The following is a 17,948-nucleotide window of genomic DNA, read 5'->3' as shown; positions in this document are numbered from 1 at the left end:
TATGAAAGTGTGTGTACGAGTTTGCGGTGTCATCGGAAACGTGGTATACAGTTGGTTTGGATGGAGATCCAAGTCGGGGCGAACACTTCTCACACTAACTCCACCTTATCACCACATAATCTATATCTCGATTCAAACACAATAATCTAGAAACATATATGTGTTATATGCTCACATTACTACATGGTGAAATGGAATGGGGATTAATCCAGTATACGCAACCGTTACACAAATTAAAATAGGAAATAGAGATGATTTTGGCACTGGATTCTTCTATAACTTTTTAGATGAAACATATTTGATTACGAATAAACATCTCCTTGCACCTTCAGATGCAGAAAATGCAAACGAAATTATATTCTTTATACGAAGCTACAACCAGCTACGCAATATAAGTTGGATCACTGTTTCTCTTGAAGACGGCATCGGCGAGGATTGGTTTGAATATACTTCCAATAAGGCATTAGATTATGATGTTGATATTGCTGTTATCCCTATTAATCAGCGATTATCTGATTTTTCCGAGAAAATCAATACCAGTAATCCGTCAGTTGAGACAGGGAGTTTGGCGTTCACGCCTGAAATGATTCTCCAAGGTGACGGGATCGTCTCTGGTGGAGATGTCGTCTTGGTTGTCGGATATCCAGATGGCCTCCTTGATTCTAATACGTATATTCCGCTTTTGAGGGATGCACGTATTTCTACTCCATTCGGGTTGGCGTTTCAGCAACAACCGAAATTTATCACAGATGCGATGATGTACCCAGGAATGAGTGGAAGCCCAATTGTCGCTGGCCCACGGACACTAAAAAATCCAGCTACTGGGGGACTAAGAACTAGTTCTCGAGGATTCGCACTGTTAGGGATTCACTCAGGAAATTATGAGAGAGCCGACGGGGACAGAATGGAACGACTCAATCTCAACGCAGGCTGGTACGCGAAGCTGATCAATATCATCATATTAAATATTCTACTCAAAGATACCGATGATGAAGAAGAATTAATAGAAAGAATTGGCTCTGTAGTTTCGCTAGACGTGAAGCCGACGACTCCGTTATTGCTGTAGAAAGCGAAGAGACAGATCGGTGTGACATCCGAAATCCGTCTCTTCACGCGTGTTACGGTGGCTAAGGCTAAATCAGTTGTCGCTAATCCGGACGAGCCCGCCGACCCCGAAGGGGGAGGCGGGTTCGCCGAGTGGGCGATGCTCACCGTGCATGCACTCCGCATCGAGCTGGCCAAATCCTACCGCGTTGCGGTGGATTTGCTCTCAGAAATGCCCGGCGTCCTTGAAGAGATCGGACTCACCAGACTTCCACACTACACGGTGCTTCGCACGTGGTTTGAGCGAATTCCGACCAAGACGTGGCGTGCGTTTCTCGGGGCGTCAGCCGAGAAATGCACCGGCCACGCTGCTATCGATTCGACTGGCTTTGACCGTGATCAGCCCAGCCGCCACTACGCTAACCGCACGAACTACCGCGTTCGAGCGCTGAAAGTCACCGCTCTCGTGGATGTCGAGACGCTGTACATCACCGACATCCACTCGACGACCTCCAAGAAACACGATGCGAAGATCGGCCCGCAGGTCGCTCGGCGCAACGCCGGCGACCTGCGGAGCCTCGCTGCTGATCGCGGCTACGACTCCAAAGCCTTCCGCGATGAACTCCGCGAAAACGGCATCAGACCGCTGATCAAACACCGGATCATGAATCCACTCGATCACGCCCACAACGCCCGCATGGACGGTGATCGGTACCACCAGCGTTCCATGTCAGAAGCTGTCTTCTCGTCGATCAAGCGCACGCTCGGCTCCGCCGTGCGTGCGCGAAGCTGGTGGTTAGAGTTCCGCGAAATGCTGCTGAAAGCTACCGTCTACAACCTCCGTCGGAGCGTCCGATACCCGTGAAATCCGCCGCAGTGTACCGAAACTACAGAGCCAAAGAATTCAACAGGAGCACCCAAATCCAATACAAATGGATGGAGATGTATCTACTCACCTGTTGAAAGGAATGCATTCAGACTCATAGACACTATCGCGTATGTAGACTTAACGCCCAAGGACTCAGTGGCGACACACCTGTGATGAGTAGTCACCGAGTTTGAGTTGGCACAGGTTGTTTGTGTTGGTACTCGACGTCGCCCTCACTGGAACCCACTCGGTGAGGACGTCCACGCTAGCCCGCGAACTCGGACAGGTGGAGCTCGAAGCGCGCACAGTCGACGTCGACGAACGCACGCCGGCAAAAAATCGCGCGCTGCTAATTCGGGGACGACTGGGCGATCAGTGGTGGTGGAACTGTAGTGAGAAAAGTATAAGAAATCTTAGGTACATAAGATAAATTATAGGTAGTGGTTGAATAGCCAGATGGTGCTGGAAATCGGCGCGAGAAATCTGTCGATCTGGACGTCAGAGAGTCGTCGACAAACCCAGGCTGAGTCGTCCACCACCTGGCCAGCTTGTATCCGACTGAGAGCTCTGTTCGACTCTATTCTGGACTCTGTCGCCCACAACCCTGGACTAAGTTGTCCACTAGCCTGTCTCTATTGGCCTCTACTCTACTATTAGTCGTAAACAACCCTGTACCCTGTCGTACTCAGCTACTACTCAGTATGCTGTGACTGTACAACTACTAATTCAACAACAAACACAACAACCTGTGGGAACACCAGCTCGGCCCCTACCTATCTCACAAGTTGGGCCCTAATTGTGTAGCTGTGGGGTTGTAACCTACTCATACATCAGTTACAACACAACAAAGCAGCGCGTCCCGCGTGAGGGGCAGCCCAGTTCGGTACCCATCCAGCAGTCATCACAGCAGGCTGAGTCGGGCCCAACCGAGATTTCTGTCTTTTCTAGGGTACTCACATCCATCGTGTGCCACCTCACGTCGTCGCTGTTGGCTTTGGTGGGGCCAGGATGTGGGAAGTATCGTATCGAAAAACTAACGCGCTTAGAGAGGATGTCAGAGGTATTGGATTCCGGCTTGTGTTAGGTTCAATCTCTGAAGAGATTGCTGGACACACAAGGAGGCCGTGAGTTGCTCTCTAAGTGTCCTGGTTGAGGGAGATGATGCGCACCACTTGGGAGCCACCGAGATAGCTGTCAGCGGACATCAGGTGCCTCTCCATCGAACTGAGAGAGTGGGCTAGGCACATTCAGTCCAGCCACAGCTGAGACATATTGGACATCCACCATCCAGGCGGACTCTACCGTTCCCGCAATCGGGGCAACTGATCGTGTCTTGGTTCGGCATTTGCGACTGTTTAAGAAAACTGATATATCGGAGTATACTATCAGAATTAGTATACCAACTCCAGCAGACGATTATATGCGAAAAGTGATACTTCGGGTACTACTATCAGATTGATTGTTTGTTGGGGAGTACTACGGACGTCGTCAAGATCGACGAGGCATAGCTGCGGGGCGTCAACGTTGAGCTCAAGTAGGCGATCAATCGGGGTTAACCAACAGATCGGTTGGTTCCACCTTGGCGCTAGTTAAGGACAGAACTACCACTTCGAGTGTTGCGAGTGTTTCATGTGTCCGACACGTATATATATCACCCACACACCAGTTTTCTATTGTTACCGCGAGACACCCTGTTAGTGGAACGATTTGGAATCTGAACCCCTAATTCCGTAATTTCCTGAATCACCCACCAGTATATAAACAGCGGACACCACTTTTCCCTAATTACTCCGACACACTGTTAGTCGAACAACCTGGAATCTGAACCCCCACTTCCGCTACTTCCGCAATTCTGATTGTTATAAACGATTGAACCCCACATTTCCGCATTTTTCGTCGGCTTTTGACGCAGCTACAACGTCGATATCAAGCGATTAGGTTTGAGCTAACCAACACAACGGTAGATGCGCACCCATCGTTGGTTAAATCGAATCGTGGAGCCCGACTGGCTGAGTGGGAGAGACTGGTGATGGGTGAGACAGATAGGGTATCATTGGGGGCGATGTCTGATCTCACACAAAAACACCTGTGACAACTCACCGTCCGTCCCTACTGAGTGACGATCCGTCCTGAGACATCGACGTCAATTACGTCCTTATTCAGACAACTTATCAGAATAAGTACCGTCTCACCGGGTATTTTGTGGGCCTACACGTCGGGATTTACTCCCAAAACGCATGACGACGTACGGATTGATCTATATTCTCGGGGGCTAGCATACTGGGATAGCGTGGGTTATGCTCACAGGTAGTACCAGATCGGGCCCAATCGATGTCGAACGTCGGCTGGTGCCTAGGCTCGACTGTCCGCAACTCAGTCGTGCTGAGGGGCCCTGCTTGTCGGTGTCGAACCTGGGGGTTTCGGGGAAGAGTCGGGATCAGTCAGGGGGGAGCGAGGGCTTGGTTGTGCTATCCCAAAGTTGTTATTGATTTCACTTTTGTTATTAACTCTGGGATGGCCAGTCAGAACCACACTATTCTACCGGCCGATCTCAGATCTATTTAAATACGACTCAGTCCGCCTCACGTCACTGTAGAGAGCGAACAGATAGAGACGTCACTACACCTAGCATCAACTGTGTCTCTGCTTGCGCACGTGTGCGTCCACACAAGGCACCCGGTGAGTCCCTACTGGGTGCGCACTTTATCCGCACCGCCAGCCACAGTGGGATCAAAGTAGTCGGCTGTGTCGGTGTGGGCGCTGGTGCTGTCACCCCTAGTTGCGGTATCATCCCTGCTGTCCGAGTCGTCGTCGACATCTGCGCACTCCTCGGCACCGAGGATAGTTCTGACGCGACTCAGGACGAGTTTCCGCCCAACCTCGTCGAACACGAGGCCAATCGCGATACCAAGGAGGATCTCGTCAGTTACTAAATCTGAAAACATAGCGACGTAGACACAATTAAGCCACACCGACTGCTGGGTAGGTACATACGAGATGTGGAAATGTAGTCTATCGGGCTATGTTGGGTAGCATCCACACCCCCTTTACATAGTCCACCCGACTACGGATCACATAGCGAGGGGTGGTGAGAAAGCGAGAAGTCGCAGTTCGGTGCTGGCGAAGTCGCAAATGAGTGCGCAGTCAAATACTCAACAGGCAGCACAGGGCGGTTCAGAAACTATCGGCGAGGTTGCGGGCGACGTTGTCGAAGAGGGCAGCTTCCACGTTCCAGAGTCGATTGTCGACGAAGCAGTGTGGGCTGCTTATCTGAACACTGATGACGGACGGCGTGTCCCCTGTTCTGGAATCAGCGCGAAGCCCCGCTACATCAATTCACACGATCCGGAGGAGAAGCACCTCGTCAACTTCGAGGAAGCGCTGGCCAACGTGGAGGAAAGTCGTCGCGAGTTCCCCCACGACGAAGCCCTGGATGGGACGATGCTGATCCTCGGCGCGCAGGATGGACTCAGCTGTATAGATCTCGATGGTGTGGTTAGTGATGATGGAGAGTTGGACGAACTCGCAACAGACATCCTCGGAGATTTGGGGGGCTCGACGTACGCTGAGGTGTCTCCCTCGGGCTCGGGGTGCCACCTGATTTTGCGTGATTCGGAAGGGCTCGACGACGACTACACTATCAAAGGAGAAATTGAGACGTATAATAACCGTGGCGTTAGCTTCTCTGGCAGGCGTGTTCAGTCCTCGTTAACTGAGATAGCGGAGATGGATGGGATGATGTCTGCCTACCAACACATCTACAATTCGGAGAGAGACTCGGACGACATCGAGGCCGAGAGCGACGATGGAGACGATATCGATTACGAGCCCCAGGGTTCTCTCAGCGACAAAAATCAGGAACTCGTCGATGCTATGACTTCTCACGACGACACTGCTGAGGATCTATACGAGCGAGGAGACAGTATGTCTCTGGCCCAGTTCGGAAACGACAGATCGAGAGGAGATATGTCACTCGCTAGTAAGATATGCTGGTGGGCGGACGAAGCCGGGATGTTGTCCCACCATGACTACACTGAGTCAGATATCATCTCAGTCTTTATGAGTTCAGATCTAGCACGGCGGACGAAGGTACAAACCCGCCCGGACTACGTCAGAATGACGGTGCGCAAAGCGCGCTAACCACCTGTAAGAGACACACAGGCTAGAGTTTTGTCGCAAATGTCGGACTTCTTCGACAACAAGATCGAATCGGGCTGTAAACTGGTTGATCAGACGCTTATGCTTGAGTTCGTTGAGGCCGTCGACAAATTGGACTCCCACCGAGATCTACTTCGCATGATGGTTGAGGACGAGAGACAGTGGTTTCGCCTAAAACTGCGTAACGATGTCGAGGAGAACACTCTCGCGGAGTTAGACTCTGCTGGACTCATTGAGAGCCGATCCAACGGTGGAGAAGAGCAGCCTGACTTCCGGGCAACCGGCCGGGCCCAGTACCTCTTCGACTCGATCCCAGAGGATGGCGAGTTGGATGGCGTCGAAGTTGGGGCACTATTCGTGGTGGCAGGAGACATCTGGGATATACCTGGACGGCAGATTGAGTGGGCAGAACAGGATCTAACGGTAGATGTCAGTGATAGGGGACTCCGACTCCTACTCGATGGTGGACTGATCCAACTCGTCTCAGCTGGCGAAGCTGGGAGTAATCAGTCGGACATGTGGATGTCCACTCGGCGACTCGAGCAACTCCAGTCGCTGATCTACGGATTTGCCCAAGCGTAAGGGGTATGGTAGAACCCATACTCCCTTTACATAGTCCACCCGACTACGGATCACATAGCGAGGGGTGGTGAGAAAGCGAGATTCAGCAGCGCAGTGCGGGCGGACGTCGCAATGTCGATTGACATCAGCAGTAATGATGTGGAGTACAGCACGTCTAATTTAACTGATGCCGAGGCAGCAGTCGAACTTGTCGGCGTCCTCGATGTCGTCACGGAATACCGTGATTTGCTGGAGGACATTGAGGGCGATGGATGGTTCCGTCTCCGATTTCGTGACGACGTTTCATTCTCCGACATCTGCGTTCTCAGTTCCGCGTTTCTCCTCGAACGAGACACCTCGCGCAATATGGGCGCAGTGGCCGACTGGTGTGTGACTGATCGCGCCAGTCGTCTCCTCGATGCTGTCCCCAAGGACATCGAAATCACGGAGGAGGAGTCGGAAGCGCTGTTCTCTATCGGAAAATCGATGTTCGAGATTCCACAGGCCGGAGTCGGATGGAAATTGCGCGAGCTCAAGGACGCAGAGATTGCGCCTCGAAGCCTGGGCGTTCTGAACGAGGCCGGACTCCTGGACATGACGAACGATCCACGAGGCCATCCGTCGACTTGGGTGGCAACCGAGCGTCTGGACGAGATCAAACACACGCTAATCGGAGTCATCAATGAGTGAGGCCCTTGTCCTCCCCGCAGTCATCGGGCTGATGGCACTCAGCACCATTCACGTCGGTGTGGCTGCGTTCCTGACGGCTTTTCTCGCCGTCGTCGTCCTCGCATCGGACTAACTCGCTAACCACCTGACTGCGGTGTCAGGCCCTCTTGTCGCAGAATGAATCTGACAGATTGCTTTACTGACGGCGATAGTGACGACTCAAACGACACGGTAGGTTCCATCACAGTGCCACTCACCGACGATAATCGCGAGTTCATCGCATCACAGGCAGGGGATCGCAACGCCTCCTACGAGGAGGGCAAGACGACGAACGAGATTTGGGGTGACGGGGACTCGGCTAGCAAGCACGAAATCGGTTTTGCCGGCGAACTGGCGATAGCAGGCCTCTACGAGTCGGCGTCAATCGATACGTCAGTTTCTGCCAGCGGGGACGGTGGGGTAGATACTGAGATGCGGATTGAGGGCGAGACGCGCACGGTAGACGTCAAGTCGGCCACCTACGATGGGCCTGGTGCTTCGATTATGGTTCAACAGGATCACGCTGAGAGATTCACAACAGTTCTCCCAGAAGTATACATTTCTTGTTATGTCCCCGACGACTTGTCCTGTGTGAAAATTCGCGGGTGGGAGTACGCCGACGAAGTCATCCTGGAGTCAAACCTCAAGGACGCGCCAGGTGGAGACTGGATCAATTACGACGTTGCGTGTGACGATCTACGCAATATGGTGGAGCCAACTGGCGACGAACTCACAGAAGATGAGGACTACCACGTCGTCCGTTAAGACTCGACGGTTAGACTGATCCCGTCGCACTCGGCACCGTCAGTCCATCTTGATAAACCAACAAAAGTACCGTATTATCAATATTGAGAAATTTTAAGTTGCGAAGCGGAAAGATTGACTGGTTGGTTCGGATCAGCAAATGTTAGACGGAGAAAAAGAACTTGATGACTTCATTCGCAAAGAGAACGCCATACTACACCGGAATCAAGGAGACATACTCCGCGGACTCGTGGATGAGATGGTTACCACTCAAGCTGTCAGGGTTGCCCTCAAGGAAGACGGGCTTGATCCGGATCGTATTGATGGGATAGTGGCCACCATCGAGGAGGTTGAAAACACTGTGTCGGGTGATGCCGATATGTGAGTGTGGGTGCGGAAGAGGCCGTCGAGAAGAACGCGTATGCTGGCTCACATACTAATTACTCACTCTACGTCGACGAACCGGAGCCGATGCCGGAGCCAACGGGAGACATTCCTACTAAGGATGTGGACTATACAGTGATCCGTAATTGTCCGGTATATGGGGCTGAGATACCTATCTTGTGGCTTTGACGTTAACTCGATTTGCGCCAAGCTTAAGCCAAACTGCTGTTAATGAAGAAGTGACTCAGGAACAACATCACAGCAAACGGGGAGTGTTGGCTCCCCGCGCGGAAGCGCTGAATCAGGCTCCCGACAGCAACCTGATTTTGTGCACGATAGGGCAAAAGCACACCGGTGCTTCGAGCAGCTGCTCTGTCGTCCGCGAGCTGGGACTGAGTCGTCGCATACATGTCAACAGAAAACACACCGACAACGTCGGACGCACCGGAGGCCCCAGTAGGAGCCGACGAGGACGACGTCGGCGCAGACGTGATCGCTTCGCTCCAGGCGGAACAGCGCCGACTGAGCAACGAGTTGGACTCACTCCGCGAGGAGAACGAACAGTTACGCTCGGAGCTGGAGGCAACAACGAACCTCGCACGGAAGGCACACGAACGGATCCACGATCTCGAGTCAACACAGTCGTCCGTTAGCGACGCCACCGAGCTTGAGATTGCTCTCCAGCAATCAGACACCGTCATCGAAGAGCGCTACTCAGTTGCCGAGCAGCGGGCGTTGGTGATGGCCCATTACACTGCTAGCTGCGGAGGCCCACGAGGAGTCCGCATCTCAGACGACACGTTCCAGCGATCGGTAGAGCACGAGCTCGAGGAATCGTTGGCGTGGGCGCAACTCGATCGCGCTGCCGACGCACTCGCCTCGATGGCTGGTGACGCCGTCGAACACGTCTCAGACGGAGACGGCAATCGACTAGTCGTCAACGACGACTCAGTACTGCCAGACTGAGACGACTCTCCACTCTTGACTCCGTTAAAATCCTATTCGTTTTGATTCTCCATGTGGATGTACACTTTCCCATCCAGGAAGCAGATGTGATTAGCATCAGGTAGGGGGACTGTCTTGTTGTCGGTGACATCTTCTTCACCCTTGTACTCTTGTTCACAAACCGGACAGCTGCCAGCCGTGTTGGTATCTGATGACATTACGTACTCTTTTCGCTTATCCTAGTGACTAATCAGTTCTGTTACAGTCTACTCCGAGAGATATTCCATTTTCATCGTCGCGAACGTCAGCACCAACACGATCTGTTGTTCGCCAACGGCCATGTGTTGGCACTATTTCGTTGATAGAGCGTTTCGACTGCTCGAAAATCAAAGAACAACGTCAGCGCAAACAACGCTCGTTGTTGGTGACGAATAAGGCGTGGGCGGGCGAGACAGTCGCAGTATCTCGGTGGGATGACAGACGTGTCTCTCACTGATTCGTCGCCATCCTCGACGGCCGACTCCGCCTCGTCCGTCTCTACACAACTACCCTACGGCACTCTATGTTGTATTGGGTTAAAAATATGTTATTTATAGAGCGACAGAATAGGCGACAAACGTTACGTAGTATGGTATGACATCACACATTAATGTAGACTACCCGTCAGCTGCCGTGCTCCCCACGCCTACACCGTTTTCTCCACCAACAACAGACGTTGTTGTCTCTGACGTTGATCGGGCGATTTCTTGGTGTAGAGCAACTTTATCGTCAATTTAGCTCCAACAAACGAGTGTCAGAGGCCAACAGATCGTGTTGGCGCTGGTGTTGATGCCTAATTTATATGTTATCGAGGTGTTTCTTCCTCAGTTCCATCTGCTCTTTCAGTGAGGTTTCGTTGTAATGTGCGTCGAGAACCTCAGATGAGACGTTGGCGCGTTCCGACACTACTGGCTTTGGCACCTCCTCGCGCAGATGCATTGTTATTGAGCCTCGTCTAAGTGCATGCGGACTGACGGCGTCGTCGCACTCGTGGATCAGATCGTACCCGTGCTCGTCAGCATCACAGGAGCAGTCGTCACCGACGAATTGGGGCGCAGTAGCCCAGTACACCTGTTTTCTAAGGTTGCCTTTGCTTATACGGCCGTAGTTCGTCGCCAGAAGTGGAGTACGTCCGTGATCGTCTTCTGTTTCGGGGTGGCGCTTGTTGATCCAGTCGGCGAGGATACTAGATGTCTTCTCAGAGATATTAAGATACCTCTCCCCGTCTCGCTTATTTTTCAATGGGGTTGAGCTTGAAGGCTGGTGTCGGATCTCAATGAATCCGTCGTCAAGATCGACGTCAGATACGTCAATGCCACGGGCTGTACCCGTCCGGATCGCAGTGCGCCACAGCAGGAGTACTAGAACGTGTCTGAGAGACGCGTACTCGTACTTTTCGAGGTGAGATAGAATTCGCTGAGCCTGCTCGTTATCGATGTGGACGGAGCGCACACCCTCGTCTGCGTCCAGAGTGGGGATATCCACAGAGTCGTTGAGCCCCACCTGGACGGCATCAATCTGCTCTAGGAAGATCATCAGCGCCCGCAAAGTACTCATCTGCGTCCTCACAGATACCCGGTTGAGGCCACCGTCGTCCTTTCTCCAGAGCCGGTACTCGTGGAGCCGACGCCCAGTAAGTTCGTTGACGTTGTGGATGTTCTCTTCTCTACACCACCGGACGAAGTGCTTGAGGCGGAGCCTGTGTGCGTTCAAGGACGACTCTGCGAGCTCGTCTGATCGGTGTTTTAGGTACAGTTCTACAGCTTTTTCAGGTTCGAGAGGTTCTAATTCGGACATTATCCGAGGACGATGCCCGGTGTCCTGGGCCCACTCAGTTTCTCGTCGGGGAGGACGATCTCGCGACGGACTCGCCGTCGGCTGCCCCCAGCGTTCTGCGCAGCAGGGCGCTGGGGTAGGGGCGCTACGCGCCCCGTGGTGTCTCAAATCGCGCCCGGCCCGCTTCTCACAAACGCGTTCTCAGCGTCTACCAGCGAGTCTGCCGATCAGGAAGTGCGGACCCGTGGCTCTATTGAGGACCGACCCCATTCATTTTGACAGAGTTATTTGATCGTTTAAGCGTGCTTGTAAATCACTGATCGACACGACCACCGAGGCCCCAGCCGCGAGGTGGGCGCACGCTCGGGTCGTTTGAGACGACTCCGGCATCTCGTGATGACGAGAGAGAGCTCTGCTCTCTCCTTGCGGTGCTTGCGTCGTCATCAGAACGCGGAGCGTTCTGATTGGCTCACGAGAGCTTTGCCCTCGTGAACGCCCGCGCCCGCCTCGCAACTGCCCCTTCGAATCCCACCTTACAACAGCACCGCACCTCACACCTCCCCAGCCTCGTCGACCGGTCTCCGCGTTGCTCCGACCGGTCGACTCCCTCGCGCATGCTGCTCGGCCGCATCGCGGCCGAGCAGGCACGCGCCACCGCACTCAAATTCAGCAGATCAATCACTACGTCACCGATACTAAGCGATTGGGGGAACAACGCTATCGCTCCCGAAGGATTTCAACAGATTCGCCCAAGACCGGATCATTGATTTCGATCTGTGAATCGGTTCAATCCAGCTTCTGAACTTCGTACACACCAATCGTTCTGTTATCGTCGCCGTTTTGCGGTACCCAGATCACACGAATCTTGGTTCCGCCTTCAACCCCTGTTGGCGTTGTGAGTGTCTTGTCTGGAGAGATGTCCAGCTCTGAGTTCACTTTACCAAACAGATTCCACTTGATGTATTTTTGCTCCCCGCTGTCAACCTCCGTATATTGTACACGGACACGGGTAGCATCTACAGTATCACCACCAGTATGGGTGATCTCGTAGCGTTGCCCAGCAAAGCCGTCGAACCTGAATTTGATCGCCGGTGCATCCCCGAGCGGATTCAAACTGGGCGGAATCCGATCGCTCGCTGAACATCCCGCCAATCCAGTGAGAAGTGTCGTCCCTGCACTACCCTTCAACACGTCCCGTCGAGATTTTTGCATACTGACGCGAACACGACAGACTAGTTAAAAACTCTGACTAGACGACAGCGAACACAAACGCTAGCGTGCGGCTGTTTCGGTCCGGTGTGCCGGATCAGCGTTATCGCTACAATCCCACAGAAAGTAATTAAAATAGTATCTGTTGGATCTGATAAAATACTTGGGAGTTGATATTTTCACGGCCTTAATCGATCAGTACAGGGTACCCCATGTCGATGTGGTACGCCGATATTTGTTCGTCCGCGAGTGACATAATCCTAACACCGTCAACTGCTGAGAATTTCAGTGAAACTGGCTCTACTCATGTCGACCGCATCCCGCCTCGTCAGTCCGGCGCGTAGTCCGTACCGTCCTCGCTGTCGAGGAACGCCGTGAGCAGGTCGACGGCGGCCTCGACGTCGCGCGCGTCGGCCGTCTCGACGGCGGAGTGGTGGTACCGGACGGGGATCGAGAGCGCGCCGACGGGGCGCGCGCCTCCAGCGTTCTGGAGGGCGGCGGTGTCGGTCCCGATGTTCCAAGACACCTCGCGCTGGAAGGCGATGTCGCGGGTTTCGGCGACCGATTCGAACCGTTCCACGACCTCGGCCGTCGGGATGACGCTCGCGTCTTTCCGCTTGATTCCGACGCCGTCACCGAGCGTCGTGATCGCGTTCGACGGGTCGACGCCGGGGTACGACTGTTCGAGCGTCCCGTCGAGCGCGACGACGAGGTCGGGGTCGACGTCGACGCGTAAGGCGGCCGCGCCCCGCAGTCCGACCTCTTCCTGGACCGTCGCGGCGTAGTGGACGGTCACGTCCGGGTCGGCGAGCCGCGCGGCCTCCAACATCGCATACACGCCCGCCCGGTCGTCCAGCGCGGAGCCGGAGACGCACTCGCCCATCTCGCGGAGGTCGCTGTCGAACGTCACGACGTCGCCGACGCCGAACGCCTCGGTCGCCTCGTCGGGGTCGAGACCGGTGAACACGTAGGCGTCGTCGAGCGTCCACTCCTCCGGGGCCTCCTCCGCGGCCGTGTGCGCGGCGTTAATTCCCACCACCCCGTCGTAGTCGCCGTCCCGGGTGTGGACGGTGACCGGGTGCCCGCGGAGCGCGTCCGGGTTCCAGCCCCCGAGCGGCTCCACGGAGAGGAACCCGTCGTCGTCGACGTGGCTCACGATGAGCCCGATCTCGTCCATGTGCGCGGCGACGAGCACCTCGTAGTCGGGGTCCGCGCTCCCTTCGACGGTCGCGACGACGTTCCCCATCGCGTCCGATCGCACGGCGTCGACGGCCGGGAGTTCGTCGCGCACGACGTCGCGCACCCGATCCTCGTAGCCGACGGGACCGGGGGCGTCAGTCAGGCGCGCCAGCAGGTCGAAATCGAACGTCGCGTTCGCGGTCACGTTCGGACGCTGGCGGCTCGCGCCTGAAAACGCAGGGGTTCCGGCAGGACGGGTGCGACTCACCGGCGGGACGGGCAAGCGGGCGGACTGGCGTCTCGACGACAACCCCCTGACCGAGACCGCCGGCTCGGCCGCGTGACTCGCGACTCCGAGAGGTATTTGTGTCCGCGACGACCAAGCCGTCCGGTATGGTGGGACGCTACGGTGACATCGACTACTCGCGCGCGACGAAACGGACGTTCGGGGTCGGCGCGGTGCTTTTCGCGTTCGGACTGGTCGGCGACCTCTACCTCCGCTCGACGGGCGCACCGGTCCCGGAGTGGGAACAGACGCTGCTCGTCGACGCCGAGCTGCTCGGCGTCCTCGTGATGCTCCTCGCCCCGTTCGTGTTCGGAATCGTCCTCCCGCTCACGGAGTGATCCGGTGATTCCCTCCTCGACGAGTGCGCTGGGGTCGGACCGTCAGCGGTCCCGCTACCTCGCCCGCGGCCCTATCGGCGCTCCGCACTCGGGACACTCCTCGTCGGTACACGCGACCGCGAGGTCACACGCCGGGCAGAACTCCCGGTCGCAGGCGTCGTCTCCCATGGTTCGGACGGGACCGGGTGGACGGAAATAGCTTCTGGCGGCCCCGAGGGCGGTGTTCAGATAAGGTTTGAAAGGTGAGGCGATGCGTTTTCAAAGTGATTCATGCCCGAAAACGCCCGCCTCAGCGGCTGTTTAGACGAGATTAACTTAGAGTTTGTGGAGAGAGAAGCAACACCGGAGCTGTTGATGAAGCTCAGTATTCAGCTTCATTTATCAGGACTATCGCTTTCGAATACTGTTTCATTTCTTGAGGTATTCGGTGTTGATCGGGTTCGATCGACCGTTCATAACTGGGTTCACAAAGCCGATCTACAGCCAGAAACGGGTCGCAGTCCGAATCACGTTGCGGTTGACGAGACTGTGATTCAGCTTGACAATGAGCAGTATTGGCTGTACGCTGCTGTCGATACTGACTCAAACGATTTGCTACATACACGGCTTGAACCGACAAGAACAAACGTGATAGCGGATCAATTTTTTGCGGAACTCTGCGACAAACACGACGTAGAAGACGCGATCTTTCTCGTTGATGGCGCGGTTCCACTTCAGCGAGCTTGTGACAAACACAATCTCGACTTTAGATACGAACGACATGGAGATCGGAACAGCGTCGAACGTGTCTTTCGTGAGGTAAAACGCAGAACTACTAGTTTCTCAAACTGTTTCAGCAACGCTAAAGCAGAAACAGCAAACGAGTGGCTCAGATCGTTCGCCTTCGCATGGAATCAGCTTATCTGAACACTACCGCCCCGAGGGCCGTCCTTCGAATCGTAACTCCTTTTGAATCGTCCGACCGCATCCGGGTGTGAGCAACGCCGACCGCCGCACGCAGTTCTGGGCCCTCTATCTCACGCGCTTCGCCGAGGGATTCGGCTTCATCACGCTCATCACCCTGCTCGGGACGTACATCAACACGCTCGACCCGCAGGCGACGACGGTGCTCGGCGTCACCGTCTCGGCCGGGTTCATCATCGGGATGTACACCACGGGGTTCACGCTCGCGCAGACCGTCGCCGTGGTCCCCCTCGCCTGGGCCGGCGATCGGTTCGACAAGCGGACCGTCCTGTTGGGCGTGCTCGCGGTCGGAGCCGGGGTGTACGCGCTGTTCCCGCTCGTCGACTCGTCCGGCTCGTTCATCCTCGTCCGCGCGCTACAGGGGCTCGTGGTCACCGGCGCGGGGCTGATGACGCTCTCGTTGGTCGGACAGATCGCCGACGTCGGGACGCGTGCCGACAAGATCGGTAAGGCGAACGCCGCCTCCTTCGCGGCCTCGATCCTCGGGTCGCTGTCGGCCGGGGGGATATACGACGCGGTCGGCTTCGGCCCCATCTTCACGATCATCGCGCTGCTGATGGTCGCGGCGTGGGTCGTCACGTGGCTGTTCCTCGACGACGACGACACCCGTATCGAGGGATTCCCGTTCTCCGATCTCGCGGTAAACCGGCGGATCCTCACGATGACCAGCTTCCGCGCCCAGTACGCCTTCGCCGTGACGATGGTGCGGACGTGGGTCCCGATCTACGCCAGCACGGAGATGGCCACGGGCGGACTCGGTATCACCGGGATCGCCATCGGCGTCACCGTCACCGCCGAGAAGGCGACCAACATGGTCGGCCAGCTGTTCACCGGTCGGCTCTCCGACGCCTACGGCCGATCGCTGTTCGTCTTCGCCGGCGGGGGGGCTACGGACTGATCGCGATGGGGATCCCCTTCTCGGAGGCGATCGGGACCGCGCTCGGAGCCGGGGTGACGCTTCCGATCCTCGGTGATCTGCCGCCGGCGTACCTGCCGCTCGTCGCGTTCTCTGGACTGCTCGGCGTCGCCGACTCCTTCCGCGAACCGGCCAGCATGGCGCTGTTCGCGGACGAGGGGACCGACGACGGCGGCGTCGCCTCCAGCTTCGGCATCCGCGAACTGGTCTGGCGGCCCGGATCCGTCGCGGGACCGCTGATCGCCGGCTGGCTGATGGTCGAGGTGAGCATGGGCTCCGTCTTCTACGTCGGCGGCGCGTTCGCGATCACCGGCGTCCTCGCGTTCCTCGCGATCCTCGTCCACGACCACGGTCGCGCGGCGCTTTCGGCGTGGTGACCGACCGATTTACGCCTCGCGGCGCACACGGCCGCCACATGCCCTCCAGAGACGGACTCCTCGGAGTACAAACGTCGATTATCGGACTCGCGATACTCGAACTCTTCGGCGAGGTGAGCGGCGGGTTCCTCGTCGGGATCGCGGTCCTGCTGTACGGCTCGTACCTCGTCGGACGGAACCGAAAAGGTCCCGCGGTGAGAGACTGAATCCGGTGCGAGGACCGGCCGCGACTACGCCTCGTACCCCTGTCGCGCCAGCGCGTCCTCCAAGGCGGCGAGGACGTACTCGACGTTCTTCGGGCGGGCGGAGTGACCCATACAGCCGATCCGCCAGATCTCGCCCTCCAGATCGCCGAGGCCGGACGCGATCTCCAAGTCGTACTCGTCGAGCAGGTACTCGATGACGGCCCCGTCGTCGACGCCGTCAGGGACGCGGACGGCGTTCAGGCTCGGGAGCCAGTACTCGTCGTCGGCGTTCATTTCGAGGCCGAGGTCCTGAAGTCCGGCCTTCAGGTCGCCGGCGACCTCGCGGTGGCGGTCCCATCGGTCTTCGATCCCCTCCTCGGCGACGAGGCGGAGCGCCTCGCGCAGCGCGTAGACGTTCGTGATCGGCGCGGTGTGGTGGTACGAGCGGTCGTCCCCCCAGTACCCCTCAAGCAGCGAGAGGTCGAGGTACCACGACCGAGACCGCTCCTCGCGGTCGAGGATCTTGTCCATCGCGCGGTCGTTGAGCGTCAGCGGACTCGCGCCGGGCGGACACGAGAGGCACTTCTGCGGGCCGGAGTAGGCGACGTCGACGTCCCAGTCGTCGACGCGCAGCTCGACGCCGCCCAGCGACGTGACGCAGTCGGCGATCACGAACGCGTCGTGGTCGTGCGCGATGTCGGTCAGCTGGGGGACGTTCGGCTGGCGGACGCCCGTGGAGGTCTCCGCGTGGACGAACCCGAACACGTCCGGCTGGTGTTCGTCGAACGCGCGCTCGACGTCGACGGGGTCGAGGGGCTCGCCCCACGGGGCCTCGACCTCGACGACCTCGCCGCCCGCGCGCTCGGCCATCGACTTCATTCGCCCGCCGAAGTAGCCGTTCGTCGGGACTAACATCGTGTCGCCCGGTTCGACGAGGTTGCCGATCGCGGCCTCCATCGACGCCGACCCGGTGCCGGAGACGGGGATGGTCCACTTGTTGTCCGTTCGGAACGTGTACCGCAACAGCTCTTGGACCTCGTCCATGATCTCGACGAACGCGGGGTCGAGGTGGCCGACGAGCGGGGTGCTCATCGCCTTGAGGACGCGCGGGTGGACGTCGCTCGGACCGGGACCCATCAGCGTGCGGTCCGGCGGGGTCAGCTCCCCGACCTCGGGCGGTCGCTCGTCCGCGTCGAGCGCGGCGTGCCGGTTTGACATGCGTCCAGTTCCGGCGAGCGTCGGCAAAAACCCGACGAACCGCCCGCGTC

The 17,948-nt window shown here is 56.8% G+C and carries 17 protein-coding genes and 1 pseudogene; 12 read left to right on the top strand and 6 right to left on the bottom strand.

All coding sequences use genetic code 11. From position 1 onward, the window contains the following. Positions 1-196 precede the first annotated feature (196 nt). Together BN903_RS15800 and BN903_RS07905 are read left to right on the top strand one after the other, a co-directional pair. Positions 197-1,066 (top strand): serine protease, encoded by an 870-nt coding sequence (locus BN903_RS15800; RefSeq protein WP_079890616.1) that lies wholly within the window; start codon positions 197-199, stop codon positions 1,064-1,066. Positions 1,067-1,087: 21 nt separating this feature from the next. Continuing rightward, the gene (locus BN903_RS07905; protein WP_048077228.1) at positions 1,088-1,909 is read left to right on the top strand and encodes an IS5 family transposase; all 822 of its coding nucleotides are present in this window, start codon (positions 1,088-1,090) and stop codon (positions 1,907-1,909) included. A 2,690-nt stretch (positions 1,910-4,599) separates the two neighbouring features. Here BN903_RS07905 and BN903_RS07900 read toward each other — a convergent pair. Beyond that, positions 4,600-4,884 carry a hypothetical protein gene (locus BN903_RS07900; RefSeq protein WP_228841063.1) on the bottom strand — a complete coding sequence of 95 codons (285 nt, stop codon included), beginning with the start codon at positions 4,882-4,884 and terminating at the stop codon, positions 4,600-4,602. A gap of 160 nt (positions 4,885-5,044) precedes the next feature. Here BN903_RS07900 and BN903_RS07895 point away from each other — a divergent pair, with 160 nt between their 5' ends. The 6 genes from BN903_RS07895 to BN903_RS07865 all read left to right on the top strand — a co-directional run bounded on the left by BN903_RS07895 (position 5,045) and on the right by BN903_RS07865 (position 9,433). Next, positions 5,045-6,052, top strand: coding sequence for a hypothetical protein (locus BN903_RS07895; RefSeq protein WP_048077226.1), 1,008 nt, complete (start codon positions 5,045-5,047; stop codon positions 6,050-6,052). Between the two features lie 39 nt (positions 6,053-6,091). After that, a complete protein-coding gene (locus BN903_RS07890; RefSeq protein WP_048077225.1) occupies positions 6,092-6,652 on the top strand; it encodes a hypothetical protein in 561 nt (186 codons plus the stop codon). 111 nt (positions 6,653-6,763) lie between these two features. Continuing rightward, the gene (locus BN903_RS07885) at positions 6,764-7,321 is read left to right on the top strand and encodes a hypothetical protein (RefSeq protein WP_048077224.1); all 558 of its coding nucleotides are present in this window, start codon (positions 6,764-6,766) and stop codon (positions 7,319-7,321) included. Positions 7,322-7,477: 156 nt separating this feature from the next. Continuing rightward, positions 7,478-8,104: a hypothetical protein gene (locus BN903_RS07880; RefSeq protein WP_048077223.1), complete on the top strand. Its 627-nt coding sequence runs from the start codon at positions 7,478-7,480 to the stop codon at positions 8,102-8,104. Positions 8,105-8,243: 139 nt separating this feature from the next. Further along, positions 8,244-8,468 carry a hypothetical protein gene (locus tag BN903_RS07875; RefSeq protein WP_048077222.1) on the top strand — a complete coding sequence of 75 codons (225 nt, stop codon included), beginning with the start codon at positions 8,244-8,246 and terminating at the stop codon, positions 8,466-8,468. 407 nt (positions 8,469-8,875) lie between these two features. Beyond that, positions 8,876-9,433, top strand: a complete 558-nt coding sequence (locus BN903_RS07865; protein WP_048077220.1) for a hypothetical protein — start codon at positions 8,876-8,878, stop codon at positions 9,431-9,433. Positions 9,434-9,465: 32 nt separating this feature from the next. Here BN903_RS07865 and BN903_RS17375 read toward each other — a convergent pair whose 3' ends face one another. From BN903_RS17375 to BN903_RS07850, 4 genes are all read right to left on the bottom strand, one after another. Beyond that, positions 9,466-9,630, bottom strand: coding sequence for a hypothetical protein (locus BN903_RS17375; protein ID WP_195155755.1), 165 nt, complete (start codon positions 9,628-9,630; stop codon positions 9,466-9,468). Positions 9,631-10,249: 619 nt separating this feature from the next. Further along, positions 10,250-11,248 (bottom strand): site-specific integrase, encoded by a 999-nt coding sequence (locus tag BN903_RS07860; RefSeq protein WP_048077219.1) that lies wholly within the window; start codon positions 11,246-11,248, stop codon positions 10,250-10,252. Between the two features lie 765 nt (positions 11,249-12,013). After that, a complete protein-coding gene (locus BN903_RS07855; protein WP_048077218.1) occupies positions 12,014-12,439 on the bottom strand; it encodes a twin-arginine translocation signal domain-containing protein in 426 nt (141 codons plus the stop codon). 325 nt (positions 12,440-12,764) lie between these two features. Then, positions 12,765-13,820, bottom strand: coding sequence for a M42 family metallopeptidase (locus tag BN903_RS07850; protein WP_048077217.1), 1,056 nt, complete (start codon positions 13,818-13,820; stop codon positions 12,765-12,767). A gap of 188 nt (positions 13,821-14,008) precedes the next feature. Here BN903_RS07850 and BN903_RS07845 point away from each other — a divergent pair, with 188 nt between their 5' ends. The 4 genes and pseudogenes from BN903_RS07845 (at position 14,009) to BN903_RS16660 (ending at position 16,701) form a co-directional block, all read left to right on the top strand. Continuing rightward, on the top strand, positions 14,009-14,239 hold the full coding sequence (locus BN903_RS07845; RefSeq protein WP_195155754.1) for a hypothetical protein: 231 nt from the start codon (positions 14,009-14,011) through the stop codon (positions 14,237-14,239). 270 nt (positions 14,240-14,509) lie between these two features. After that, positions 14,510-15,145, top strand: coding sequence for an IS6 family transposase (locus tag BN903_RS15795; RefSeq protein ID WP_079890615.1), 636 nt, complete (start codon positions 14,510-14,512; stop codon positions 15,143-15,145). Between the two features lie 67 nt (positions 15,146-15,212). Next, positions 15,213-16,495 (top strand): annotated as a pseudogene (locus tag BN903_RS07840) (MFS transporter). Positions 16,496-16,533: 38 nt separating this feature from the next. After that, a complete protein-coding gene (locus BN903_RS16660; protein WP_154018091.1) occupies positions 16,534-16,701 on the top strand; it encodes a hypothetical protein in 168 nt (55 codons plus the stop codon). Between the two features lie 24 nt (positions 16,702-16,725). Here the strand turns inward: BN903_RS16660 and BN903_RS07835 are convergent, their stop codons facing one another. Beyond that, the gene (locus BN903_RS07835; RefSeq protein ID WP_048077216.1) at positions 16,726-17,898 is read right to left on the bottom strand and encodes an alanine--glyoxylate aminotransferase family protein; all 1,173 of its coding nucleotides are present in this window, start codon (positions 17,896-17,898) and stop codon (positions 16,726-16,728) included. Between the last annotated feature and the right edge of the window lie 50 nt (positions 17,899-17,948).

Source organism: Halorubrum sp. AJ67, from assembly GCF_000513435.1.
This window is presented reverse-complemented; position numbering and strand designations above follow the sequence as displayed.